The 23,350-nt window shown below is 59.0% G+C and carries 24 protein-coding genes; 12 read left to right on the top strand and 12 right to left on the bottom strand.

The features are described from left to right. The first annotated feature begins 36 nt into the window (after nt 1-36). The 3 genes from IPM54_16675 to IPM54_16665 all read left to right on the top strand — a co-directional run bounded on the left by IPM54_16675 (nt 37) and on the right by IPM54_16665 (nt 3,289). Entirely contained in the window at nt 37-1,656 is a 1,620-nt protein-coding gene (locus IPM54_16675) for a DUF2088 domain-containing protein (GenBank protein ID MBK9261426.1), read from the top strand. Between the two features lie 18 nt (nt 1,657-1,674). After that, nucleotides 1,675-2,928, top strand: a complete 1,254-nt coding sequence (locus IPM54_16670; GenBank protein ID MBK9261425.1) for a hypothetical protein — start codon at nt 1,675-1,677, stop codon at nt 2,926-2,928. 142 nt (nt 2,929-3,070) lie between these two features. After that, nucleotides 3,071-3,289: a UPF0175 family protein gene (locus IPM54_16665; GenBank protein MBK9261424.1), complete on the top strand. Its 219-nt coding sequence runs from the start codon at nt 3,071-3,073 to the stop codon at nt 3,287-3,289. 23 nt (nt 3,290-3,312) lie between these two features. Here the strand turns inward: IPM54_16665 and IPM54_16660 are convergent, their stop codons facing one another. The 3 genes from IPM54_16660 to IPM54_16650 form a co-directional block, all read right to left on the bottom strand. Further along, the gene (locus tag IPM54_16660; GenBank protein MBK9261423.1) at nt 3,313-3,849 is read right to left on the bottom strand and encodes a hypothetical protein; all 537 of its coding nucleotides are present in this window, start codon (nt 3,847-3,849) and stop codon (nt 3,313-3,315) included. A gap of 8 nt (nt 3,850-3,857) precedes the next feature. Further along, nucleotides 3,858-4,199, bottom strand: a complete 342-nt coding sequence (locus IPM54_16655; protein ID MBK9261422.1) for a hypothetical protein — start codon at nt 4,197-4,199, stop codon at nt 3,858-3,860. Between the two features lie 111 nt (nt 4,200-4,310). Then, nucleotides 4,311-5,612: an adenylosuccinate lyase gene (locus IPM54_16650; protein MBK9261421.1), complete on the bottom strand. Its 1,302-nt coding sequence runs from the start codon at nt 5,610-5,612 to the stop codon at nt 4,311-4,313. Nucleotides 5,613-5,741: 129 nt separating this feature from the next. Here IPM54_16650 and IPM54_16645 point away from each other — a divergent pair, with 129 nt between their 5' ends. From IPM54_16645 to IPM54_16635, 3 genes are all read left to right on the top strand, one after another. Beyond that, nucleotides 5,742-7,283 (top strand): protein kinase, encoded by a 1,542-nt coding sequence (locus IPM54_16645; GenBank protein ID MBK9261420.1) that lies wholly within the window; start codon nt 5,742-5,744, stop codon nt 7,281-7,283. 79 nt (nt 7,284-7,362) lie between these two features. Continuing rightward, nucleotides 7,363-8,214: a hypothetical protein gene (locus tag IPM54_16640; protein MBK9261419.1), complete on the top strand. Its 852-nt coding sequence runs from the start codon at nt 7,363-7,365 to the stop codon at nt 8,212-8,214. Nucleotides 8,215-8,362: 148 nt separating this feature from the next. Further along, a complete protein-coding gene (locus tag IPM54_16635; protein MBK9261418.1) occupies nt 8,363-8,953 on the top strand; it encodes a universal stress protein in 591 nt (196 codons plus the stop codon). Here IPM54_16635 and ggt read toward each other — a convergent pair. Genes ggt through IPM54_16620 form a run of 3 tightly spaced genes read right to left on the bottom strand, consistent with a single transcriptional unit; the run spans nt 8,950 to nt 11,341 of the window. Then, nucleotides 8,950-10,806, bottom strand: coding sequence for a gamma-glutamyltransferase (ggt, locus tag IPM54_16630; GenBank protein MBK9261417.1), 1,857 nt, complete (start codon nt 10,804-10,806; stop codon nt 8,950-8,952). The genes IPM54_16635 and ggt overlap by 4 nt on opposite strands. 14 nt (nt 10,807-10,820) lie before the next feature. Beyond that, on the bottom strand, nt 10,821-11,123 hold the full coding sequence (locus IPM54_16625) for a type II toxin-antitoxin system RelE/ParE family toxin (protein ID MBK9261416.1): 303 nt from the start codon (nt 11,121-11,123) through the stop codon (nt 10,821-10,823). Then, the gene (locus IPM54_16620; GenBank protein MBK9261415.1) at nt 11,120-11,341 is read right to left on the bottom strand and encodes an addiction module protein; all 222 of its coding nucleotides are present in this window, start codon (nt 11,339-11,341) and stop codon (nt 11,120-11,122) included. Before IPM54_16620 ends, IPM54_16625 begins: the two co-directional genes overlap by 4 nt. Before the next feature lie 91 nt (nt 11,342-11,432). Here IPM54_16620 and IPM54_16615 point away from each other — a divergent pair, with 91 nt between their 5' ends. The 3 genes from IPM54_16615 to IPM54_16605 all read left to right on the top strand — a co-directional run bounded on the left by IPM54_16615 (nt 11,433) and on the right by IPM54_16605 (nt 14,032). Continuing rightward, the gene (locus IPM54_16615; GenBank protein MBK9261414.1) at nt 11,433-13,340 is read left to right on the top strand and encodes a macro domain-containing protein; all 1,908 of its coding nucleotides are present in this window, start codon (nt 11,433-11,435) and stop codon (nt 13,338-13,340) included. An 84-nt stretch (nt 13,341-13,424) separates the two neighbouring features. Continuing rightward, nucleotides 13,425-13,679 (top strand): ribbon-helix-helix protein, CopG family, encoded by a 255-nt coding sequence (locus IPM54_16610; GenBank protein MBK9261413.1) that lies wholly within the window; start codon nt 13,425-13,427, stop codon nt 13,677-13,679. Beyond that, complete coding sequence (locus IPM54_16605; GenBank protein ID MBK9261412.1) at nt 13,679-14,032, top strand: type II toxin-antitoxin system PemK/MazF family toxin; 354 nt, start codon at nt 13,679-13,681, stop codon at nt 14,030-14,032. The genes IPM54_16610 and IPM54_16605 overlap by 1 nt, the downstream gene beginning before the upstream one ends. A gap of 25 nt (nt 14,033-14,057) precedes the next feature. Here IPM54_16605 and IPM54_16600 read toward each other — a convergent pair whose 3' ends face one another. Together IPM54_16600 and IPM54_16595 are read right to left on the bottom strand one after the other, a co-directional pair. Beyond that, on the bottom strand, nt 14,058-15,053 hold the full coding sequence (locus tag IPM54_16600; GenBank protein ID MBK9261411.1) for a hypothetical protein: 996 nt from the start codon (nt 15,051-15,053) through the stop codon (nt 14,058-14,060). 59 nt (nt 15,054-15,112) lie between these two features. Then, nucleotides 15,113-15,799 (bottom strand): hypothetical protein, encoded by a 687-nt coding sequence (locus IPM54_16595; GenBank protein ID MBK9261410.1) that lies wholly within the window; start codon nt 15,797-15,799, stop codon nt 15,113-15,115. Nucleotides 15,800-16,074: 275 nt separating this feature from the next. Between IPM54_16595 and IPM54_16590 the strand changes: the two genes are divergently transcribed. Beyond that, on the top strand, nt 16,075-16,299 hold the full coding sequence (locus tag IPM54_16590) for a hypothetical protein (protein MBK9261409.1): 225 nt from the start codon (nt 16,075-16,077) through the stop codon (nt 16,297-16,299). Between the two features lie 87 nt (nt 16,300-16,386). On the opposite strand, the gene IPM54_16585 is transcribed toward IPM54_16590, so the two are convergent. Further along, nucleotides 16,387-17,685, bottom strand: a complete 1,299-nt coding sequence (locus IPM54_16585) for a citrate synthase (protein ID MBK9261408.1) — start codon at nt 17,683-17,685, stop codon at nt 16,387-16,389. Between the two features lie 254 nt (nt 17,686-17,939). On the opposite strand from IPM54_16585, the gene IPM54_16580 reads away from it, so the two are divergent. Next, nucleotides 17,940-18,578, top strand: coding sequence for a hypothetical protein (locus tag IPM54_16580; GenBank protein MBK9261407.1), 639 nt, complete (start codon nt 17,940-17,942; stop codon nt 18,576-18,578). Between the two features lie 75 nt (nt 18,579-18,653). On the opposite strand, the gene IPM54_16575 is transcribed toward IPM54_16580, so the two are convergent. From IPM54_16575 to IPM54_16565, 3 genes are all read right to left on the bottom strand, one after another. Continuing rightward, the gene (locus IPM54_16575) at nt 18,654-18,986 is read right to left on the bottom strand and encodes an HU family DNA-binding protein (protein MBK9261406.1); all 333 of its coding nucleotides are present in this window, start codon (nt 18,984-18,986) and stop codon (nt 18,654-18,656) included. A 402-nt stretch (nt 18,987-19,388) separates the two neighbouring features. Next, nucleotides 19,389-20,387: an NAD(+)/NADH kinase gene (locus IPM54_16570; protein ID MBK9261405.1), complete on the bottom strand. Its 999-nt coding sequence runs from the start codon at nt 20,385-20,387 to the stop codon at nt 19,389-19,391. Beyond that, nucleotides 20,384-21,061 carry an NUDIX hydrolase gene (locus IPM54_16565; GenBank protein MBK9261404.1) on the bottom strand — a complete coding sequence of 226 codons (678 nt, stop codon included), beginning with the start codon at nt 21,059-21,061 and terminating at the stop codon, nt 20,384-20,386. Before IPM54_16565 ends, IPM54_16570 begins: the two co-directional genes overlap by 4 nt. Before the next feature lie 105 nt (nt 21,062-21,166). Here IPM54_16565 and IPM54_16560 point away from each other — a divergent pair, with 105 nt between their 5' ends. Beyond that, nucleotides 21,167-23,350, top strand: a complete 2,184-nt coding sequence (locus IPM54_16560; protein ID MBK9261403.1) for a cyclic nucleotide-binding domain-containing protein — start codon at nt 21,167-21,169, stop codon at nt 23,348-23,350.

The following is a 23,350-nucleotide window of genomic DNA, read 5'->3' as shown; positions in this document are numbered from 1 at the left end:
GCCCGCTTTCACCCGGACGCCGAATACGAGAATCACATGAGCCATCCCAGTGTCGTCACGATCGACAGTCGCAGCGCACCCCGCGTCCTCTTTTCGGGCGATAAGCTCGTCGAGGTCGACTTGCCGACGGGCACGCGCGTCATCTATCCCAAGCCGCCCCTCAAGCCGCTGAAAGACGTCGACGCGGCCATTCGTTACGCGATCAATCATCCGTACAATTCCGAGCCGCTTTACGCAAAGCTCAGACCGGGCATGAAGGTCACGATTGCAGTGGACGACATTTCGCTGCCGCTGCCGCCCATGAGACGCCCGGACATTCGCGAACGCGTGCTCACGATCGTGCTCGATTTGCTCGCCGATTACGGTGTCGACGACATTGAAATCATCATTGCCACGAGCGTGCATCGCCGCATGAAGGATTTCGAGGTGCGGCACATGGTCGGGGACAAGATCTTCAAGGCCTTCTGGCCGAAGAAGCTTTACAACCACGACGCCGAAAACCTCGCCAACATGAAGTACCTCGGTACGACCGACTTTGGCGAAGAGGTGGAGCTCAATCGGCGAGCGGTCGAAAGCGACCTCATCATTTACGTGAACCTGAATCTCGTGCCCATGGACGGCGGACACAAATCCGTCGCCGTCGGGCTTTGCGGTTATCGGAGCTTGCGCGCGCACCACAATCCGCGCGTGATGCGAAACTGCCATTCGTACATGGACCCGAGCTCGTCCGAGCTGAATACGAGCGTCGTGCGCATGGGCAGGCTCACCAACAAAAAGCTCAATGTGTTCACCATCGAGACGACGGTCAACAACCGCATGTTCGACACGCCGCTCGAGTTTTTGGCGAAAAACGAAGACGACCTCACGCGTACCGAGAAAAACGCATTGCGAGCTTTGCGGTTTTCGCTCGACACATTGCCGCAACCGGCCCGCCAAGCCATTTTTCAGCGTGTTCCGTCGCCGTTCGGCGTCACGGGCGTATTCGCTGGAGAAACGGAAGCCGTCCACGAGCACACGCTGAAGCGCAGCTACGAGCAATACCTGGTTCCCGTCGTTGGCCAAGCGGATATTTTGATTACGGGCATTCCGTACATCAGCCCGTACAACGTCAATTCGTTCCTCAATCCGCTGCTCGTGCAGGTCATGGCGAACGGTTACTTGTTCAATCTCTACAAGGGCGTCCCGATGGTCAAGAAAGGCGGCACGATGATCATTTTGCATCCGTGCACCGACCTATTCGACAACGACCATCATGCGCCGTACATCGAATTCGTGCATCGCCTCTTGCCGCACACGCGCGACGCGATGGAGCTGCACAAGGAATGGGAGCCCAAGTTTGCGAAAAACCCGGCATACATCGAGATGTACCGCTATGGGAATTCGTATCACCCGACGCACCCGTTCTTCATGTGGTACTGGGGCGAAGCGGGGCGCCAGCACCTCGGTCGAATGATCGTGGTGGGCGCGGACAACGAATACATTCCGCAGCTCCTCGGCTGGGAAACGGCGCGGACGATGGACGAAGCGCTGCGTATGGCCAAGCAGACGGCGCCTCCGGACCCGAACATCATGGCGCTGCATTGCCCGCCCATTTTCATGACGGAAATGTCGGCGGAAAGGCATCGTTCTCCCATTGCCGCACTTCCGTCGGAGTGATGCCCAGGAGGGTTCGACGTGCCAAACCCGCATCCTGCTGCACGTCGAATCGCTCCGGCGCGTGATTTGACGATTCCCGAATCCGGGTCGGTCACCGCACGGGGCATCCTATCGGGTGCCATTACGCGTCTCATCTCGGAATTGCCTACCGTTGGGCGAGGTTTTGCGATTTCGCCCGAAATGCGCACGGACCTCGCAAACTTCCACGCTTTGTGTCGCGCGCTGGCGACCAAGCATCCGGGCGCATTGCCGAGCCTTTTGCGGCGCACACCGATTGCGACGCTCGTGCGCGCATTGCGACACCAGCCATCCGAAGCGTTGGCGAGTGAGCTCGTGGGGCTCGTGTATTTCGAGCTGGCGCGCGTCGGGGCGCTCGAAACACCCCTACGGCAACATCGCCCTCCGCAGCGCCTCGTGTCCCTGGGCGGACGCGTGGTCGTTTCGATGACCGAAGCGCCGCAATCGATTGCATGCGCAAATGGCAAGCTGACCGTGAAGCTGTCGTCGGATGCGGTCGAGCTGCGGCTCGGCGAGCTTGCGGACAAACCTGCTGGATTCGCGGCACATCATGGCAGCGTGCGCGTGGCAAAACCTTACCACGACATTGAAGGCGACATCGTTTTGGCGCTTTCGGACAACAATCCGCTGGCCATGTTCGAGGCGCACCCGGACAAACAGGGTAATGCCATCGAACTTGGAGGGAAAACCGTCGACGAGTGGACGACGGTTTTACGAGACGCACTGAAACTCGTGGAGACGTTTTTGCCGGATTTGCGTCGGGAAATGGATTTGTTCGTGCAGCAGATCGTTCCCGTGGGATACGACGAGGAAAAACATCTTTCGGCGTCGTACCAAGAGGCGATTGGGACGATTTACATGAGCCTGCACCCACACCTCATGACGATGACGGAAGCATTGATTCACGAATTTTCGCACAACAAAATCAATGCGCTTTTCGAGCTGGATGACGTCCTCGAAAATGCATTTTCGCCGCTGTACACGTCGCCCGTGCGTCCGGATCCGCGACCTCTCCATGGCGTGCTGCTCGCGGTGCACGCGTTTTTGCCAGTGGCGCGCCTTTACGAGCGCATGATCGAATCGGGGCATCCTCTTTCGCAGAACCCGGCATTTTTGGCGCGATTTGCGCGCATACGACAAATCAATGCGGAAGGCGCGGACGTGGTGCTGGGAAATGGGCGTCCGACGGAAATGGGAAAACCGCTATTGGAGGAGATCCGGCGGTGGGATGGGTATTATGGGAGGTATGGGTGATAATGCCAGTGCTGACATGCGTCCACGACGGTCACGTTTTGCCTGATCGACGGCTTCCAGCGTAGACAATTCGTGCTAAGCTACTGCGATCACAGCGAGGGAGGATTCGATGCATTTGCTGCCCATTCCGCATTTTGAGGATATGCAGCTCGCTTCCGGGCATTCAGTAGCCGAGCTCGAGCGGGAGCTGCGCCTGGTGCTGGCGGTAAAATTATTTGAGCTCAAACGCGTGTCCATTGGGCAAGCGGCAGACATTGCAGGTTTGGGGAAGCTGGCATTCATGGACGAGCTGGGCCGCATGGGTGTAGCCGTCATCAGCTTTGACCCAGACCAGCTCGACAAAGAGTTCGCGGATGTCTGAGCGGCCAATTTGTTTTGGTGCAATTATCGGCCCTGGACCTTCTTCTGAATCAGCAAGCACGTCAAGAACAGCCTAGCCACGGGATCTTTACGAACACGATCCCACGCTTGAAATGCATTCTTTGCCCGATTCACTTCAACAATTGCTTCTGTGCGAGTGAAGCGTTGGTGAACTGCGTAGTCAGCCAAATGGCGTCCTTCTTGAAGTAAGCAAAATGCTTCCGCAACATGTTTGAGGTCCCGCGGCACCGAAACAGGACCGTAATTGTTTGCAACATTAGCGTTCAACGTGCCGCTTTTAAATGCCGTGCACACGGATTTCATTTCAGCATGTTCAAATGCACGCGACAAAAGATTGCGGAGCTTCTTGCGCTCGGAGCCACCAGCCAAACAGGATGCAGACGCGTAAACCAATAGGTGAAACAGCGCATAATACGCCGTGGATACGGCCCGCCGCAAACTTGCTCTTGGCGGGTTCGGATTCTTGTCCTTCGTAACCAAATGTTCTGCTTGCACAAGAAGTTGCTCATGCAGCGGCATGCGCTTGACCATTCTCGCCATTGATCGCCTCAAGCAGCCGAAACTTGGTTCGGCTTCACGATTGCATCTCGCCGCTTCATTTCACGCCTCTGTTCAGACTGCGAGCGGAAGCTAATGGAGACCCAGTACCCGACGTATTTCTTCAGCGCCTGACGAATCACTTCTTCGATGCGAGCAAGCTTCACAAAAGGCGGCACGGGGTCGGCATCTCGATCGTCGAGGATGGCGTAAACTTTGAGGTACTCTTCGCCATAGCCATCAACATTTATGATGTAATAAAGGTCCGTTACGCGCGGTGAATCGGGGAGCTTGGCCAGACGTTCCAGTGCGACCCTCAATCCCCTTTCCGTCTTGGGTAGCTTGGTTGACATGAGGTAAGCATACACCGGCAACGGCAACGTGTCACCAACGAACGGGCGAGCAGCAACAGCCCTCCCGGATTTGTCTGGTTCGCCGCGGTTTCGGAAACCCGTAGTCCAACTTTATTCTGCTGAAGTCGCCCTCTCCACAATCCCATCCACATGCGACAGCGCATGATCCAAATCGAAACATTGATCGATCCGCTCTTTGCTCAGCCGCTTCTGAATATCCGGATCGCTCGCCAACAAGTCCCGAAACGTCCCCGCTCCCGATAACGCCTGCATTGCATTACGCTGCACCAAAACGTACGCTTCTTGCCTTGCCAAACCGGTTTCCACGAGCGCCAACAAGATACCTTCGCTGAAGAATAGCCCGCCCGATCGCTCCAGGTTTTTCCGCAATGCCTCTTCGCGCACCACGAGCCCATTCACGAGCGACGTCGTCCGTTCGAGCATGAAACCCAGCGTCGTCGTTGCGTCCGGCGCAATCATACGCTCGACCGACGAATGCGAAATGTCCCGCTCGTGCCAAAGCGCCACGTCTTCGAGCGCCGGAATCACCGCCGCTCGCACCATGCGCGCAAGCCCGCACAAGTTTTCGCTCAATATGGGATTGCGCTTGTGTGGCATGGCGCTCGAACCCTTTTGCCCCGCAGTAAAACTCTCTTCGGCTTCGGCGACTTCCGTGCGCTGCCAATGACGAACGTTCGTCGCAAACCTTTCAATGCCCGCTGCAATGACCGCAAGTGCCGAGAAAAACGCGGCGTGTCTGTCTCGAGAAACAATTTGAGTTGAAACGGTCTCTGGACGAAGGCCCAGCGATGCGAGCGCTCGTTCTTCGATTTCCGGCGACAAGTGCGCGTACGTTCCGACCGCGCCTGCAATTTTTCCGACCGCGATTTCTTCGCGTGCAGCACGCAGGCGCACGCGACCCCGCTTCATCTCCGCAAGATGCCCCGCGAGCGCAAGACCGAACGTGATCGGTTCGGCATGCATGCCGTGACTTCGCCCGATCATCGGCGTGCGTCGATGTTCGCTCGCTCGTTTGACGAAAGCTTCGACGAGTTTGTCGAGACGCTCGAGCAAGAGATCGGCACTTCTGACGAGCAGCACGGCAAGGCTCGTGTCGAGCACGTCGCTCGAGGTCATGCCGAGGTGCAGCCATCGCGCGTCGGGCCCCGCGAGCTCCTCGACGTGCGTGAGAAACGCGATGACATCGTGCTTGACCGTCCGTTCGATCTCTTCGATGCGCTCCGGATCGAGCTTTAGGTTCTTGTCACGGATCGAGCGAGCAGTGCCGGTGGGTACTTTGCCTGCCGCCTCCAACGACTCACACGCAGCGAGCTCCACGTCGAGCCACACTGCGTAACGTGTTTGGGGCGCCCAGAGCGTTGCGAAAGCCTGCGGAGTGTATCGCGGGATCATGCGCGGCGAAGGCTGGGTGATGAGATGGCCATCGTCAAGATGGCAAAAGCCTTCTTTCGACGTGCGCAGGAAACTCAACCTCTCGGTGGATCGTGCTATTCTCGACGGGTCCTTTTTCAAAGGTCGTCCATGAGCACCGACATGATCACGCCGGGGATGGTCATCGCCGGTCGGTATCGCATCGTCAAACAGCTTGGAGAAGGCGGCGTGGGGGCCGTTTTTCTCGTGCAACACGTCCACACGGACGAACGCTTGGCGCTCAAAGTGTTGCACACGCAAGTGGCGATGGATCCGACGACGATCGAGCGATTTCGCACCGAAGCTCGTGCGCCGGCGCGGATCGACAGCGATCACATCGTACGCGTGACGGACGCCGACGTTGCTCCCGAGCTTGGTGGAGCGCCGTTTCTCGTGATGGAATTTCTGCGCGGCCGCGACCTCGGAGCGGAAACCGAAGCTCGGCACAAGTTGCACCCCAAAGAAGTGGTGCTCTACCTGCGACAAACCGCGCGAGCGCTCGACAAAGCGCACGGCATCGGGATCGTGCACCGCGATCTCAAGCCTGAAAACATCTTCCTCACGGTGCGCGAAGACGGCACGCCGTGCATCAAGCTGCTCGACTTCGGCATCGCGAAGATCACGGGTAGCGCAGCAACGAGTGGCGTGAGCCAGTCGAAGACGAAGACGGGTGCGGTGTTCGGCACGCCGCTCTACATGGCACCCGAGCAAGCACGAGCGCATGCACATTTGATTGGACCTCATACGGATGTGTGGGCACTCGGGCTCATCGCCGCGCGACTGTTGCTCGGTGGCGACTACTGGCAAGCGGAGACGTTGTCGGACCTCATCGTGCAGATCGTCGTCGACCCGATTCCTGCGCCCAGTGAGCGAGGCAGCACGTTCGGTCCTGCGTTCGATGCGTGGTTCTTGCGCTGTTGCCAGCGTGATCATACGCAGCGGTTTCGTTCGGCGGGCGAGGCGATCACCGAGCTTGCTGCAGCGCTTGGCATCGCGGAAGGTCCGCAACTCGCCGTCGACGTGACCGAGATTCTTCAGAAGGCGCAGGCCGCTGAAGGGAAAGCGCCGCAAACGCTCGTGGGAGCGCCGATTCCAGCGGTCGCTGCGCAAAGTGGTGCACCGCTGCTCACGACACCGGCCGCGCCTATTTCGATTACGCCGGCGGGTGGAGCCATGCTCGCGCACGCGACGGCTGCAATGGGCTCGACGATGCTCGCGTCGGAAACATCGACGGTTCCACTAGGACAAACCAATCCGCCCAAGGGTACGTCCGGAAGCAAGCTTGCTGCATTGGCTGCGGCGGCTATCGTCATCGTTGGTCTAGTGGGCATTGCGGCGTTTTTCGGTATGCGGAGCAATGGAACGGGCCAAGCGACCGCTGCTCCCGAACCACCGCCATTGCCGTTGCCGTCGGCAATGCAGAAACCTCAGGAAACTCCAACCGTCGCCACCGCCCTGCCGGAAGTGTCGGCACCGGTTGCCAGCGAAACGCCCGCGCCCACGACGAGCGCCGTGGCGACCGCTGTGCCCACCGCCACGGCGACTGCCATTCCCGCGATTCGGACTACGAGCACGACAAGCAAATCGATCCCCACGGGATCCCAAACGACGAAGAAGCCTAGCGATGACGACCTCATGTCTGGCCGCAAGTAAATCCACGCGACGATTTTGGGCGCCAATGCTCTCAGTTGCCATTGCCGGCGCGGTGATGTCCACCACCACGAGACCCGCAATGGCTGACGACGCTACCGCTGAGGCATTGTTTCAAGCGGGTAAGACGTTGATGGATCAAAAAAAGTATGCCGAAGCTTGTCCCAAATTCGCGGCGAGTTACAAGCTCGATCCAGCCACGGGCACCAAGCTGAATCTGGCCGATTGTTATGAAAAAGAAGGCAAGCTCGCGCGTGCGTGGGCGGAATGGGGTGAAGCTCGCGATCAAGCAAAACGCGAAAACGACAAACCCCGCATGGACCTCGCGATACGTCGCCAAAAAGAGCTCGATCCCCGCGTACCCAAGTTGACGGTCAAAGTAACGGGACCCGTCCAGGGACTCGCGGTATACCGGGACGACCTGATGCTCGAATCGGCCATGTTCGGCGTCCCCCTCCCCGTCGATCCTGGAGCTCACGTCGTTACTCTGCGCCGCGGAACATCGGTGCTTCGCGAAAAAAAGGTCGACGTAAAAGAAAAAGCGTCCGACGAGGTGACGATCGATGCAACCGGTATTCCCGCCGCCCCGCCGGATGCAGGGAATGGTTCGTCCGGAAACACCATTATCATGCAAAATGGTTCCGACACGAAACCCGTCATGGTTCGCAAGAGCAAGGGGTTGATGGCAGGTGGAATCGTCCTGTCCTCCGTCGGCGGAATCACGACCCTTTGCAGCCTCCCCGTGGGGGCCTTCGGCGGCTTCGGACCTGGCGCTGCGGTCTTCTTGCTTGGCGCTGGCATGACGACGGGCGGCATCATCATGGCCGTCAAGGGCGCGAAGAAAGTACCAAAACAAACCTCGCAAGTATTCGATGTTCCGCCACCGTCCGTATTCATCGGTCCCGGTTCGGTCATGGTGCAAGGCCAATTCTGATATTGGCATCGATCGAGTCTGCTTGCTCGTTCGCCCCTAACGGCTGAATTCGGACGAGCGCTCGGCATTTTCCCGAATCCAACAATCGGCAACCGAATCGTTTTTTAGACCTTGCGGCCGCGCGACGCGATCGAAACATTGGAAGATAATGGTCGCACCCGCTCCGTTCATGGTAGAGCCCGACCCGGCTGCCACGACTCACTCAAGCGTCTCGCGCGAACCCGAAATCAAAAAACGTTCCACGCCCTATATCGTCCTCGTTGCGCTCGATCTTTCGGAGCCAGGCGGGCGTGCGTGGCGTTTTGCTTTTGACTTGGCCGATTTGCGCGGTGGGGAAACTGAAATTCACGCCGTGGTGATCGGCGCTCGGGGTCTTTCGCCGGGAATCAAAGACGTGGCAACGCCGCGCGTTTCGACTATGCGAGCCGAAGACCGGCCGACGTCCCCACCCCCGCTCAAGATCCTCGAACATCGTTCCGCGGGCGGCGAGGCACGCCTCATGGCAATGCATTATCGCGACGGGCGGCCCGACAAAGCCATTGTGCAGCTCGCATCGGAAATCGATGCCGACCTCATCGTGGTGGCAGGTCACCCGCCCACCCGCCTCGAGCGCTGGTTTGGAGGGCCCTTGGCGGACCGTATTGCACGAAATGCGCCATGCCCCGTGGTCATCGTGCGGCAAAAGCGGGATGAAACCGACCCAGGCGTGGACGAATACGTCCCGCGCTCATTGCGCTAATTACCGGCTCTTGCCATTTCCGATTTTTGGATGCCTTCCGCAGCGCCCCCTTCTCGCGGATCGGCATACCCATACGCAATGCCCGTCGCTGCATCGACCAGGATATCGTTGGCATCTCCCTGTGTCAACCCGCTCGGTTCGATGGTGTGTCCACGTTTGACCAATTCAGCGAGAACGCTTTTCGGGAGCGAGCGCTGCTTTTCGATACGAAGTTTGTCCGGCATGAATTGGTGATGCACGCGCCCCGCGCCAATGGCCTCGTCGATGGTCATGCCCCAATCGACCAGGTTTCGCATGACCTGTGCGACCGTATTCGGAATGGTATCGCCGCCAGGTGAACCGAGCACCAGGACGAGGCGACCATTCTGGGTGACGACCGTGGGTGTCATGGACGTGGCCATACGCTTACCCGGCGCGACGACATTGACACCGTCCTTGGAAAAACCACCGAGTGCATTGCCGAGCAAAATGCCCGTTTTGGGAATGACCACCTTCGATCCAAAACCGGCAGACAATGTATAGGTGCAAGAAACCGCATTACCTTTTGCATCGACGATGGAAAAGTGCGTCGTTTCCGGCGATTCTCGACTTTCCTCGGCGGCCACGGCAATATCCGCCGAAGGCGTTGCGTGAGCGGGATCGATGGCTGGTTTTCTCGAGGCCAGGTGCGCGCCCGAAAGAAATGCGGCCAGCCGACTTTCGAGATCCGCCGGGCCAAATTCGGGATCGACGCCCACGAGGCGTCTTTCGGCGTAAGCGCGCCTGGATGCTTCGACGAACAAATGAATGGAATCCGCCGACCCCGGTGAATGTTCGTGCGCGCGCGTTCGCTCGAGCGTGCGCATGATGAGCGCGAATGCAATGCCTCCCATCGACGGAGGTGGAGCCGTGTCCACGGTAAAACCGCGGTAAGAAAACCGCAGCGGTTTGCGAAGTTTGGCGCGGTAATCGGCCAGGTCTTTCGCCGCGATGTATCCGCCACCTTTTTGCATGGCCGCATCGATCGTTTGCGCAATGCTTCCTTCGTAAAACGCTTTTGGACCTTGTTCAGCAATGAGCGACAATGTGCGGGCCAAATCTTTTTGGCGCACGATTTCACCTTCACCGAGCGGTTTTTTTCCGCGCCCCCATATGACTCGAGCCGCCGGATCGTGTTTCAGTTTCTCCCAATTCCACGCCACCGTGAGCGCCTGTCTCGAGCCCAGCTTGAAACCTTTTTGCGCAAGACCAATCGCAGGCGCCACGAGATCGGCCAATTTCATCGTACCGAATCGTTCGAGTGCCAACGACAAACCCGCCACGGTCCCTGGAACTCCGGCCGAACGCAGGCCTATGCCACCATCGCGGTCGAGCATTGCGAGGACCTTTTCGGTGGTCGCTCCGAGCGCCGGTGCAGTCTCGCGAAAATCGACGACATGCGCTTCGCCGTTTGCGAGCCGTACGAGCAAAAGCCCGCCGCCGCCAATGTTCCCAGCGCTCGGATGCGTGACCGCAAGAGCGTATGCGACGGCGACGGCTGCATCGATCGCGTTGCCGCCGCGTCGCAAAACATCGGCACCGATGCGCGTCGCGTTTGCTTCGACGGTGGTGACGAGCCCAGCTTCGCCGCGTATCGCGCGTTTTCCGCCGGTAGCAAGTGTAATGGGCGGATTCGGTGGTGGCGGATCCGGATACGCATCGACGCTTGGTGGAGGCGGCGGAGCGGCGGACGCAGACGCAGATGCGGATTCAGGCGCTGCGGGGTTGGCAGAGACCGTGGGTGCTGGTGCAATCTCGTCGACGCGTGACGGTTTTGGCGCAGCGCAGGTGCACAATGCGAGGAGGAAACAGGTGGAAAAGCGACGGAGAAGCATGCGTTGGCGGAAGGCTATCGAGTACGCTTGCGCGGGAGCGGCCAAATGTGCGAATCGCGCGATTGATGAATAACGGAAAGCACGACGATTCGCTTTGATTCTACTTGGTAAAACACACTGTAGGGAAATCGTTTAAAATTCGCACGTCGAACCTTCTCGTTGACGCGAGTAAATGATTGTGGAAATTCCACAATCATGGCAACGACAGCATCGAAGTCTGCAATGAATTCTTCACCAAGTCCCTGACGTTGACTTTCGTACCATTCGTAAATTGCGCTTACTTCGTCACCTACACGTTTTCGATAAACGAGAGTCATCGTCGACGACGCACCATGGTAAGCAGTTCTTCATGGGTAATGACATCATCGGGATCCCGTTCGTGCTCGGCCATACGTTCGGCGAGAATTTCGAGATGCGCATCACTCAAGGGTATCTCTGCGGAATTCGCGTTGAGACTTTCCCAGATGAGCTCGATCAAGCGCAGGCGTTCTTCGACGGACAGTGCGAGTATTCTGGCGACGTCGGCGTGGCTCATGCGCGCATCGTAGCACCATCACCGTCGAGCGGAAGAAAATCTTGTCTAACCGAACGGCAAGTGAAGTAGGATGCCGCTGGATTCATCTACGATGACCATCGGACAACTCGTTACACCGACGCTCAAACTCGTACGCCAGATCGGCGAAGGCGCGATGGGTACAGTATGGAAGGCCGAGAACCTGAAGCTCGGGTCATTCTACGCGGTCAAGAAGTTGGTGCGCGAATACGCCGACAGTGAGAAGTCGGTAGCTCGCTTCAAAGAGGAAGCGCAACGCGCAGCTCGCATAAGCAATCCACACGTCACGAAAGTATTCGATTATGGTGTGACGACTGGCGATGAACCCTACATCGTGATGGAGTTGCTCAAGGGCGAGACGCTCGGTGCCTGCATCAAACGTTGTGGAGCGTTGCCGGCGGAGGAAGTGGCCGATTTGATTGGCCAAACCGCCGATGGGCTCGTCGCCGCACACGCCGAGGGAATCGTGCATCGCGACGTCAAGCCTGCAAATCTATTCATCGTCGACAACGCGGGCCGACCCTTCATCATGATCGTCGATTTCGGCATTGCCAAACAAATGGACTCGCCGCCGACGAAAACGACCACCGGGCTCATGATCGGAACTCCCGCATACATGAGCCCCGAGCAATACTTGAATCCGAAAGAGGTCGATCATCGCTCCGATTTGTGGTCTCTGGGCATCGTTGCATACGAAGCAATGACGGGAACGCGACCTTTTGATGGCCCGACGATATTCACCCTGGCGACGGCCATTACCGAATATCCGTTTACACCACCCAGCGAAATCAAACCGGATTTGCCCAAGGCCATTGACGACTGGATGTTGAAAGCACTCGCCAAACGCCGCGAGGATCGTTTTGCGTCCGCCATGGAGATGGCCGAGGCGCTCATGAAGATCGCACCTCCACCGAGACGACAATCCTACACGTCGTGGCCGCCCAAACCGGAGCCAGCAAGCGACGTTCCGACGGCGATCATGAAGCCTCTGCAACATGTTTTCATCAACCCTGCAGATACATCGGGCGATGCTCCGTTTTCCATGGATTCGACGGTGATCGACAATCCACCCGCGGCAATGCCGGCGCTCTTCATTGCGCGACGCGGTGACATGAAGACGCTGCCTTTTCCTCGAGAAAGGGCGCCCATGCTGGTCGCGCGGACGTTCGACGCAGCCATGGTCGCACGAATCGAAGCGGGCATCCTACCGCGAACGGCCGACGACCCATGGTTCGTCTTCGCAGAAAACAATCGCGTTTACTTTTATCGTAGTCCTGCGGGCACGCCCATGTACGAGGTGGTGCTCGAACCAACGCCGAGCGGAGGCAAACGTATTTCAGAAGCATGGGTTGCCGCCAATCGAAGGCCCATGCAAAATACGCAACGCTTGTCGCAACTCTTCGACGAGCTCTTCGACAAGGAATCGCCGCCCGTTTCGATACGTTTCGATACGACGCCACCTGCGCAGCGCATTTGGATTTACGAGGGCGACATCCTCACGCTTGGTGTCGATGCCCTCGTCAACGCTGCCGACCCCTCACTGCTTGGTGGAGCCGGGCTCGACGGTGACGTTCATCGAGCGGCAGGGTCGGGACTTTTGGCAGAATGCCGCGGGCTGGGTGGTTGCCACATGGGGGAAGCGAAAATGACCAAAGGGCATTCGCTCATGGCCAAGCATGTGATTCACACGGTGGGACCGGTATGGACCGGAGGATCGACGGTCGAGCGGTTCAAGCTCGCCGCTTGTTATGCCAATAGCCTTGCGCTCGCCGCCAAGGCGGAATTACGAACGATTGCATTTCCGAGCATCTCGACGGGTACAAAACGATTTCCGCTCGATGAAGCAGCGTCCATTGCGGCCAAGGCGACGCTCGATTTTCTCGCCAAGAAGACATCGGTGGAGCTCGTCGTCTTTTGCACGTTCACGCCTGCGCATACGAATGCCGCACGGCGGGCTTTGGCAAGGGCGATTGGCGGGTAGAGCGTCGAGCGATCGGTTGAATGTCGCGCGACTCCAGGAAATCACGGCTTGACAATTCGGTATGACCGGAGTCATACTCGAGACATGAAGGTCGCAATCTCACTGCCGGATGAATTGTTCCATCGTCTCGAGCGGCGTGCGAAGCACCTGGGTATTTCCCGGAGCGAGCTGCTTGCGCGTGCTGCCAGCGCGTTCCTCGACGAACACCTGGGTCAAGAAGTGACGGCGTCCTACAATCGCGCATTTGCTGTGGACGACAGCGAAATGGACGCCTGCGAAGCGACGGATCGCTTTCGCCGCGAAGGAACACGACGCGCGCTTCTTGCAGTGGAGTGGTGATGCATCGGGGTGAGGTTTGGTGGGCAGACTTGGGCGAACCTCGCGGTTCGGAGCCAGGCATGAGGCGACCGGTGCTGATCGTGCAGGACGATCTACTGACGGCGAGTGCTCTCCGAACGGTCATGATTGTGCCGCTCACGAGCAACATGAAGCGAGCGCAGGCCATCGGTAACGTGGTGCTTCAGCCACGTGACACGGGTCTCGATCGCCCAAGCGTGGCGCTCGTCTGCCAAGTAATGACCATCGACAAGGAGTTCTTAACGGAGCTTTGTGGCAGCATTCCTGCACGGATGCGTCGAATGCTCGACAAGGGGCTCGCACTCGCTTTGTCGTTGTCGCACACATTCGAATAACACGCGGAGCAACGTCGACCCACGTTCACTGCTTCAATTCACTCGACACGCGCCCCGCCCCATACCGCGCCACGATGCCTTTACGCGGCGCACCCACGTTCGTCGGCGTGACGAAGTTGCCCCCTACGGCCCAATACACGCCCTGGCCATCCGCCCACACCGCGTGCAAATCACCGTGCGGCTCCGACAAGAAATCGTCGACCCATGTGCCCTGGGCAAACCGCTGTTTTAGCCCGCCAAACCCCACAATGGCAACTTCGGCCGCAGAAGCGCACGCAACACCATTGACACTACCCGTCAAATTGATTGCCAACTTTTCCCACGTCGTGCCATTGGAATGCAATACATCGAAATTGCCCACCGCATACACGTCCGAGCCGCTCGAACCCGACACCGTGAAGAGCGTGCTCATCGCAATGGGTGGATTGGATTCCAAAAACCAGTCGACGCCCTTTTTATGCCATATCGTTCCGAATTCCCCCACGACGTACAAATCATCCGAGCTCGTGCCCCACACTTTGTATAATGCGCGACCCACGACGTCGTTCGGCAACGTAATGGGCGACCATGACGAACCATTCCAATGCAAAACGATGTCGTTCGGTTGATTCGTCCCACCTTCGGGCGTGCCTCCCACGGCCCAAGCATCCGCTTCGGATGCCGCCCAAACACCCCATAACGTCGCCGTCGTTCCGGACGTGTGCTCGACGAACGCACTCCCGTCCCAATGCGTGATGCGCCCCTTTTCCCCGACCATCCACACATCGCTCGGCCCCGTGCCGCCCACCCACCAATACGTCTCCGTACCGCCCGGATGAAGCTCCGTCCACGATGCCCCATCGTAATGAATCACGAGCGATTCTTGACCATTACCAAGTGGACCGCCGACGGCGAATACATCCGAAGGACCGCTGCCCCAAACGCTCAGCACCGCGCGGTCGAGCTTCATTTCGTCGAATACCACTTGCCAAGCAGGCGTCTCGACCGGAGGCGGATTCGGCGGAGCATCCGAACAACCCATCGCTATGGAGAGACAAACCAAACCCAGCAACAATGGCGTCATGGAAGGCTTCATCGCAATCAATCTCCCGCTGCATCCGATGGGTCGTGCGGCGCGTCCTCGAGCCCACCATCCACCGGAAGACCACCGCATTGCATTCCTGGCATATAGTCCGCATCGCATTGACATCGACAGCCGGAAATGACGCCAGGTTCGTTGCAACGCGGAATGACCTCGAGCACACGGGTGACTTTGCGCCCTTCTTTGTCCGTGAGCGTCAAGGTCAATTCATACGGTGCGTCCATGAGATCTTGGTCGGACCAGTGATTGGGACACGCGAATATGTTTGCAAATGCGTCAATGTCCCCAGGGGAGCTCCGACCATAGCCATCGTCAGTGACTTCCAAGTTCAAAATGCGATTGTCGATTTGCACTTGCTTGCTGACGGGATCGCGAAGCGCACCGGCAATGCGCACGGCACACGGGTTGACGTTGCGCGCACGCACGCCGGCAAACAACACGCGCCCCCCCTGCGGCGGAAACATCAACGTGATGTCCGAGCCGTTCGTGAGCGTCGCGAGCTTTCCATTGGCACCCAAAGCAATGACATCCATCTCCATGGGGGCGTTCGGATCACCTACGAAAGGCAATCGGCAGCCCCCGATGACGACACCAGCATCTTCCGCCGGATCGGATGGAGCGCTGCACGCCGCAAGCAAGGTTGTCGCGACGAACCCCAGCAGAAGATGGATGTGTTTCAGCAGCATCAGTAACAAAGGATGTCGTTGGTGTTGGCTCTCCGCCACGTGTGACGAGCAAGAACGCCGGAAGTGCAAGTCGAAACAATACGTATGCAAATCCTCCCTCGGAACGCAGTGGACCCAACGAAGGAGCTGTTCGTTGGCAATTCCTGTGCAATTCTCATGCAATTCTCATGCAATCCGCTTGCCATGTGGCGATGTTCGCACACGGCTCGTGCGCGTTTGCGCTGACAAGAAAACGCTGCGGCTGCTATGGTGCCGCATCGGGAGGTTCATCGTCGATGGCCGGAAAGCCCTGCGGACAACACAAGGAACTCACTGCAAACAGTGCCGTACGCATCACGCAATGCGGATGCGGCATGGTTCACGTGACCATGATGCACAATGGCGTGACCGTGCGAATGACGCCGGATGTCCTGCGCAACACGTGGGCTGGATTGAAGGCAGCCATCGATCGGATCGACGAAGAGCCCGTTCCGAGCTTCGGCAGTTCGATCATCAACTGATTGATTGGGCAGGGTTCGTCGCGGCGCATCAGGCGACGATGAAGAGCGGGGCAAAGGCGCTGGTGCGACCTCTGCCCCGTTTGACGTCTACCGATTCTCGAGCGGCACGTAGTTACGCTCGACGGCGCCCGTGTAGATCTGGCGCGGTCGACCGATCTTCGTGGACGCATTCTCGTTCTGCTCTTTCCAGTGGGCAATCCAGCCGGGAAGACGTCCGAGCGCGAACATGACCGTGAACATGTTCGTGGGGAATCCAAGCGCGCGGTAGATGATGCCGCTGTAGAAGTCGACGTTCGGATAAAGCTTGCGGTCGATGAAGTAAGGATCCTTCAATGCCGCATCTTCGAGCTTGCGGGCGATGTCGAGCAGCGGATCCTTGATGCCGAGTTTGCCGAGCACCTTGTCGGCCGCGACCTTGATGAGTTTCGCGCGCGGATCGTAGTTGCGATACACGCGATGTCCGAAGCCCATCAGGCGGAAGCCCGAGTTCTTGTCCTTGGCCATCGCGACGGCCTTGGTCACGTCGCCGTCGTTCTTTCGAATCTCCTCGAGCATCTCGACGACCTCTTGGTTGGCACCGCCGTGAAGCGGTCCCCAGAGGGCGCAGATGCCCGCCGCGATCGACGCGAACAGGTTCGCCTTGGCGCTGCCGACGAGACGCACCGTCGACGTCGAACAGTTCTGCTCGTGATCCGCATGAAGAATCAAAAGAAGGTTCATCACCTTCACGACGTCTTCATCGACCTCGTACGGTTCGGCAGGAACCGAAAACATCATGTTGAGGAAGTTGGCGCAGTACGACAGCGAGTTCTGCGGATAGACGAACGGCTGTCCAATCGACTTCTTGTACGAGAACGCGGCAATGGTGCGGACCTTCGACAAGAGCCGCGCGATCGTCATGTCGAGCAGCTCCTTGTTGTCCGCATCCATCGCTTCGGGATAGAAGCTCGAGAGCGAGCAGACCATCGACGACAGGATCGCCATCGGATGCGCCGTCGACGGATAACCCTCGAAGAAATGCTTCATGTCCTCGTGGATCAGCGAGTGTCTCGTGAGAAGCGTGGAGAACTTCGTCAACTGATCGCGGTTCGGCAGTTCGCCGTAGATGAGCAAATAGGCGACCTCGACAAACGACGACTTTTCCCCGAGCTGTTCGATGGGGATGCCGCGATAACGCAGGATGCCCTTCTCGCCGTCGATGAAACAAATCGAGCTCGATGTCGACGCAGTGTTCACGAACGCCGGATCGAGCACGACGTAACCGGTCTTTGCGCGGAGCGTCGAGATGTCGATTCCCTTCTCGTTCTCCGTCCCCGTCACGATCGGAAGCTCGAGTGTCTGTTGCTTGCCCTCGTTTTCGAGCGTGAGCTTGGCCGTCTCCTGCACGCGTCCTCCTTTCAACTCACCACAATTGCGGCGGAAAGTACCACGCCTCCCGGACGTACGCGGACAAGATCCTCGCTCGCGTTGCAAACACTCTGGCTCACCGCGGTAGATCAGGGAAAACGCGGTCTTTCACAAAACGGTCATGTAATTCCAGCCACACGGCCTGTGCCATGCCAAGGTGCGTCGTGGCCGTATGACGCGCGGACAAACCCAGCGCATGACGTGCGCAAACGACTTCAGGAAGGAACGACGAGATGGCTTCGCTCGAGCCGATGATTCGCGGCAAGTTGGCATCACATCCGCACGCTCGCGCATTCGCTGCCGAGGTGCTGCATGTGCACAAGCGCTACGCGACGGAAATCGTGCAGCAATTCGCGCTCTGTCCGTTCACGCGCGATGTGGACGTCGCGTTTGGCAAGTTCTGCGTGATGCTCGATCGCGAGCCCGATCATGACGCGACGCGTGCGGCCATCGTGGAAGCGAAAAGTCCCGTGCTGCATGTGGTCTTTCCGCTCGCGCTTCCACCGGCGAACGTGTTCGAGCGCTTCGCATCGACGCTCGTCGCATCGCTTCGAGGCCACTTGGAGAGCCCTCCGGTGATGGCCGCGTTTCACCCCGAGCTGGTTGGGGATCGCGAGAGCGCGCATCGATTGATCGGCATGCTTCGTCGATCACCCGATCCGTTCGTGCAATTCATCCCCGCAGGCAATCACGAAGGTGGAACGGTGTTCGCAAGCTCGGTGGAAGAAGCCGAAAACGAGGGGCTGGATCGTTCGGAGCTGACCTTCGAACGGCTTCGAGGTGGGAAGCTCGATGAGCTGTTGACGATCGCTTTGGACATACGCGCCGATCGTGATCGCCGGTATGCGCCATTTGCAGATGGGTGGGGATGATTGGGGCGGGTGATTGGCCAGCGAGCTTGCTGGTCAATCGATTGAGCGGGGCAAGATGCGCCCGCTCTTGGGGAATCACGCAATCGCGTCTTTGATCGCCTTGATGGGGCGCGCGCGAACCGACTTGCTGGCCGGCTTGGCAGCGAACGTCATGGCTTGCTTGGTGAAGGGGTTGATGCCTTCGCGAGCCTTGGTGGCGGGCTTCTTGACGACGCGGAACTTCGCGAAGCCGGGCATCGTGAAGATGCCGTTCTTCTTGAGCTCGCGGTACGCAATCTGCGCGAGGTTGTCGAGGATGAGCTTGACCTGCTTGCGGGTCACGCCTTCAGAGCTCTCTGCGATTGCATTGAGAAGGGCGCTTTTGCTCATCGATGCGGGCTTCTTCGATTCGGACTTTGCTTTGGCCATGATGACTTTCCTCCGGGAGATTTGCCGGTCTCGCGGGCCCAAACAACCACAAGGAACGCGTCAGGTCCAGCGTCGATGTTCATTCCGCACGACAAAAATAGGGGCCACGCTCCTCATGGTACGTCGCGACGCCCGTTCTTCTCGGCCGAGTCAGTCCCCCAAAACCCTTGAATTTCAAGGGGAAATGTCGACATTTTGGAGCACCGCACGTTCACGAAGACTCGCGATCGCGCATCTTCGTGCTCACGATCGCCGCAAAAACAAGCAGATCGCGAACATCTCACACGGATCCAGGTGCCCACCTCGTCGCCCCGCAGGAGCCAACGAACGGTCAATCCGGGCGCTTCCAGCATGATTTTGGTTGCAGACGAGGGCTCGAAGCACCCTACTCCGCGGACAAACTCACTCCGAGGGCGCCGATTTTCGACCGGAAGTGTCTTCGCCGAGCACTCGTTTCGCTCGCTGGTTGCCCCAGCGACGCTTCGGCGAAATGCCGAGAACCGTAAGCTCTTCTGGCGCTTGGCCGAACTCGAGAACATCGCCGAAGCACACGTCCACCGAACGATTCGGCCCGTCCACGAAGAGCTTTGCTTCATGCATCTTGCTGCGCACGACGAGGGTTTGTCCTGCTGGAACCAGCACGCGACGGAGCTCGTAGTGCTCTCCATGCGGCGTATACGGCTCGCGCACGACGAGCTGCAAGTCTTTTGACGTCAAAGGAAGTACGCGTCCGCCCGCAGAACGCTGGGCAGCCGTCGAACCCGCAGCAGGACCAATCCAAAATCCGCTCGACTTCTGCTCTTCCTCGACGCCGCCAAAACGCACGAGATAACGCGAAGTTGCCGCCGGCGAGATGTGACAGAAGAGCGCATCGTTCAGCACGCGTGCATGCACGACCTGGCCGTTTTGACGAACTTGCATGCGCGTGAGCACGGCGCGCCGAAGCTCGCCACGTAGCGCTCGCCCAATGGCCGCCGCGACGCTGCCGCGACGAGCTCCACAGAAAAACCCGACCGAGTGCGAGGGCGCGCTGTTGATGCCCAAGATGGGAACAGCCGCAACACAGTGCGACGCGCTCAGGAGCGTGCCGTCACCGCCCACCGTGACGACCAAATCGAGACCGCTCGAATCGAACGATTCGCCCGCACGACCCATGAACGCGACGTCCACACCGAGCACGGAGAGCGTTGCAAGCACCTCGCCCAGCGTCGCCTCGTGCTCGTCGTGTGACGCGCGGAGGCGAGCGACCGAAGGGTCGCCCTCAGCAAGCAAACGACGGATGCGCGCGTCCTTTTGCTCTTCGACACGTTCCTGAAATGCCGATCGCTTGACGATGACCGCGACTTTCGGCCGCGCCGACGCGAAGGCCGCACTCGAGGATGCTGGAGCCTGGCCGTTCATCGCTCTTTCATCTCCGCAAGACGCCGCAGGCCCAATTCGGTCTTTGCATCTTCAATCACGCCAGCTCGTACGAGGTCGAGCGCTTCGTCGAGCGGCACGGCCACGATCGTCGCGTTTTGCTCGAGCACCGATCCATCTTCCGATGGCAAAGCGCGGCGCGCTGGGTCGACGAGCACGTGAAAGTAAAAGTGCCGCTCGCCAATGATCCCCGGCGCCGGAAATGACGAGGGACCCAGGGGCGTGAGTTTGTCAGGCTCAACCTCGAAACCAAGCTCTTCTTGAAGCTCACGGGCCGCCGAGCAGCGTAATCCTTCGGGACTTCGCTCGTCTGTCTCGACCAACCCTGCCGGCAGCTCCCACAAGCCTCCAAGGTCGTCTCGTTCCGGCATGGGCCACTGCTCTTTCGGGCGCAGCGCAACGGGAGGACGCAGCGAGGACCGCAGATACACCATCGGGCGACCTTGTTCGTCCACGTAGTGGGCGGCGATCACGACGGCATCGAGCCGCTCGCGCGCGACGATGTCGTACGTGAAAGGCTTACTCGGCTCGCCATTTTCGAACCGGGCGCGGAGCACGGATCGTTCGACATGAAGAAAGGCGTTCGCCGAGTTTTCCTCAGAGCGGCTCACGGACTCTCGAACGAGCTCGATTCGTGGCAGAGGGGGCAGCGCCATCGCCGAAAAGCAGAGCATACTCTCGGCCGTACTGGGCGGGTGAAGTTCACGGCGCAGCAGGAGCGAGCAAGCGGCTAGGTGAAAAGCTAGTCTGCCGCCCGCACGATGACGTCGACACTGCTTTTTCCATCCGAGTCACTGACCATCGACGAGGCCGCGGAGCTCGCAGCAGAGGGCGCGCTGCTGTCGCGCATCGGCGTGGATGACGTGCGCCGAGTCGTTCCGTACTTGGAACGGGCTCGCGCTCGACCGCACGCGGTGCTCGCACAAGAAGGATCCGAGGATCGCGGCGTCTTCATGATCCTTTCCGGCACGGCTCGCTTGTGCCGCAGCGGCGTCGATCTTGGAAGCATCGGAAAAGGCAGTCACTTCGGCACGCTCGGTCGGTGGATGAGCCCGCGCGCTCGTGCATCGGTCATCGCGGAATCGCCCATCGAGCTCGCGTGGCTGCGACCGGAGCGATACGAGCAACTGTGTCACGACGACCCGATGCTGGCGCTTCGCGTCGCCGAGTCGCTTGCGGAAGCGATTCAGGGCGAGCTCACGGTGATGACGGACAACGTGGGGCTGCTTCTTCGCGAGCGCACGCTGCCGCGTCATGTCTTCGTCGACGTCACGGTGGGCAACGCATGGCAGCGCGTGCGCACGGGCACGCCACTGGCGTCGCTCTTGCCGGCGGAAATTGGGGGCGATCGCGTCGTCGCGGCGCTGGTGAACAACAAGGCGGTGGCGCTCGCGATGCCCGTGCTTTCGGACGCGCACATCGAGCCGCTCTTGGCATCGCATTGGGAAGGCAAGCGCGTGTACCGCTCGAGTCTCGGCCTCTTGCTGCTCGAAGCTGCGCGTCGTGTCGATCCCAGGGCGACCGTTCGTCTCGGTCCATCGATTGGATTTGGTCAACCGGTGGAAGTGATGGGTGCGAACGGTTTGCCTGTGACGACGTGGGTCGAGCGGGTCGAGGGGATGATGCGCGAGCTCGTCGCGACAAACTTTGCGCTCCGGCAGGAGCTGTGGACGGTGGACGAAGCGCGGAGTCATTTTGCGGAGCATGGTGCGCGGGACTTGGTAGCGCTTTTGCGCACGTGGCGAGCGGGGCACGTGCAACTGGTGCGAGCAGGGGAAAGCGTGGCGCTGTACATGGGGCCGCTTCTTCCGCACGCGGGGCATATCGAGCACGCACCTTTCCGGTTGGTGGTCGACCGCGATGGCATATGTCTGCGGTATGGAGATGAAGCGCAGGTCGAGGCCGAAGGAGGCTCGGCGCCGTCGTCGAACCGATCTGCCGAATATTTGAGGCCGGCGGGGTTGCATTTGGGTGTTCGTACGGACGAACCATGGCTGACGACGCTGGGTATTACGAGTGTCGGGGCATTCAACGATGCATGTGTGCGTGGAAAAACACCGGAGATCATTCGAGTCAGTGAAGGTTTACATGAAAAACGGATTGGCCGTATTGCCGACGCGATTTGCGATAATGGCAAAATCCGCGCCATTTGCGTAGCAGGTCCGTCATCGTCCGGAAAAACGACGTTCATCAAAAGGCTCGACGTCCAATTGCTCGTCAGTGGTCTTCGCCCCGTGGGTTTGTCATTGGACGACTATTACGTCGACCGGGAAAAGACCAGGCGCGACACGAACGGCGATTATGATTTCGAGGCGCTCGAAGCGCTCGATCTCGACATGCTCGACCGCGACTTGCGGCGTATTTTTGCCGGTGAAACCGTGAAGACGGCGCGGTACGATTTCGTGACGGGCAAGAGCATTCCGGGCGGAGGTCCCGAGGTAGCGCTCCGCGGTTCGGATGTATTGGTCATCGAGGGCATTCATGGATTGAATCCGCGGCTGCTCGATTCGATCCTCGAGCGCGAGCGAATCTTTCGCGTATTCATTCAACCCATGACGGCATTGCCGTTCGATAACATGAACCGAATCAACGTATCCGACATGCGGCTTTTGCGTCGCATCGTGCGTGATAGGCATACGCGCGGCTACAATGCAGCGTCCAACATTCTGCGCTGGCCATCGGTACGCGCGGGAGAAAAAAATCACATTTTCCCGTTCCTTGCCCAGGCAGATGCCATCTTCGATTCGTCGCTCGTCTACGAGCTCAGTGTCATCAAAGTTTTTGCCGATCGGTATTTGCTCGAAGTGCCCCAGGAGCATCCGTCGTTCGCTACGGCATATCGATTACGACAACTCATCGATAAATTCGTGACCATTTATCCAGATCACGTTCCGCCAACGTCCATTTTGCGGGAATTCATTGGGGAGAGCGGCTTCGAGTATTGA

It is taken from the genome of Polyangiaceae bacterium (assembly GCA_016715885.1).
GTDB lineage: Bacteria > Myxococcota_A > Polyangia > Polyangiales > Polyangiaceae > Polyangium.
This window is presented reverse-complemented; position numbering and strand designations above follow the sequence as displayed.

Excerpts from the sequence above, each read along its gene's own strand:
- IPM54_16665 (MBK9261424.1), top strand. The coding sequence starts at position 3,071 with ATGCAGCTCGCTTCCGGGCATTCAGTAGCCGAGCTCGAGCGGGAGCTG.
- IPM54_16615 (MBK9261414.1), top strand. The coding sequence starts at position 11,433 with ATGACCATCGGACAACTCGTTACACCGACGCTCAAACTCGTACGCCAG.
- IPM54_16580 (MBK9261407.1), top strand. The coding sequence starts at position 17,940 with ATGGCTTCGCTCGAGCCGATGATTCGCGGCAAGTTGGCATCACATCCG.
- IPM54_16650 (MBK9261421.1), bottom strand. The coding sequence starts at position 5,612 with ATGATCCCGCGATACACTCCGCAGGCTTTCGCAACGCTCTGGGCGCCC.
- IPM54_16560 (MBK9261403.1), top strand. The coding sequence starts at position 21,167 with ATGACGTCGACACTGCTTTTTCCATCCGAGTCACTGACCATCGACGAG.
- IPM54_16600 (MBK9261411.1), bottom strand. The coding sequence starts at position 15,053 with ATGGGTTGTTCGGATGCTCCGCCGAATCCGCCTCCGGTCGAGACGCCT.
- IPM54_16590 (MBK9261409.1), top strand. The coding sequence starts at position 16,075 with ATGGCCGGAAAGCCCTGCGGACAACACAAGGAACTCACTGCAAACAGT.
- IPM54_16605 (MBK9261412.1), top strand. The coding sequence starts at position 13,679 with ATGCATCGGGGTGAGGTTTGGTGGGCAGACTTGGGCGAACCTCGCGGT.
- IPM54_16635 (MBK9261418.1), top strand. The coding sequence starts at position 8,363 with ATGGTCGCACCCGCTCCGTTCATGGTAGAGCCCGACCCGGCTGCCACG.
- IPM54_16610 (MBK9261413.1), top strand. The coding sequence starts at position 13,425 with ATGAAGGTCGCAATCTCACTGCCGGATGAATTGTTCCATCGTCTCGAG.
- IPM54_16640 (MBK9261419.1), top strand. The coding sequence starts at position 7,363 with ATGGCTGACGACGCTACCGCTGAGGCATTGTTTCAAGCGGGTAAGACG.
- IPM54_16575 (MBK9261406.1), bottom strand. The coding sequence starts at position 18,986 with ATGGCCAAAGCAAAGTCCGAATCGAAGAAGCCCGCATCGATGAGCAAA.
- ggt (MBK9261417.1), bottom strand. The coding sequence starts at position 10,806 with ATGCTTCTCCGTCGCTTTTCCACCTGTTTCCTCCTCGCATTGTGCACC.
- IPM54_16625 (MBK9261416.1), bottom strand. The coding sequence starts at position 11,123 with ATGACTCTCGTTTATCGAAAACGTGTAGGTGACGAAGTAAGCGCAATT.
- IPM54_16620 (MBK9261415.1), bottom strand. The coding sequence starts at position 11,341 with ATGAGCCACGCCGACGTCGCCAGAATACTCGCACTGTCCGTCGAAGAA.
- IPM54_16645 (MBK9261420.1), top strand. The coding sequence starts at position 5,742 with ATGAGCACCGACATGATCACGCCGGGGATGGTCATCGCCGGTCGGTAT.
- IPM54_16565 (MBK9261404.1), bottom strand. The coding sequence starts at position 21,061 with ATGGCGCTGCCCCCTCTGCCACGAATCGAGCTCGTTCGAGAGTCCGTG.
- IPM54_16655 (MBK9261422.1), bottom strand. The coding sequence starts at position 4,199 with ATGTCAACCAAGCTACCCAAGACGGAAAGGGGATTGAGGGTCGCACTG.
- IPM54_16595 (MBK9261410.1), bottom strand. The coding sequence starts at position 15,799 with ATGCTGCTGAAACACATCCATCTTCTGCTGGGGTTCGTCGCGACAACC.
- IPM54_16570 (MBK9261405.1), bottom strand. The coding sequence starts at position 20,387 with ATGAACGGCCAGGCTCCAGCATCCTCGAGTGCGGCCTTCGCGTCGGCG.
- IPM54_16660 (MBK9261423.1), bottom strand. The coding sequence starts at position 3,849 with ATGGCGAGAATGGTCAAGCGCATGCCGCTGCATGAGCAACTTCTTGTG.
- IPM54_16675 (MBK9261426.1), top strand. The coding sequence starts at position 37 with ATGAGCCATCCCAGTGTCGTCACGATCGACAGTCGCAGCGCACCCCGC.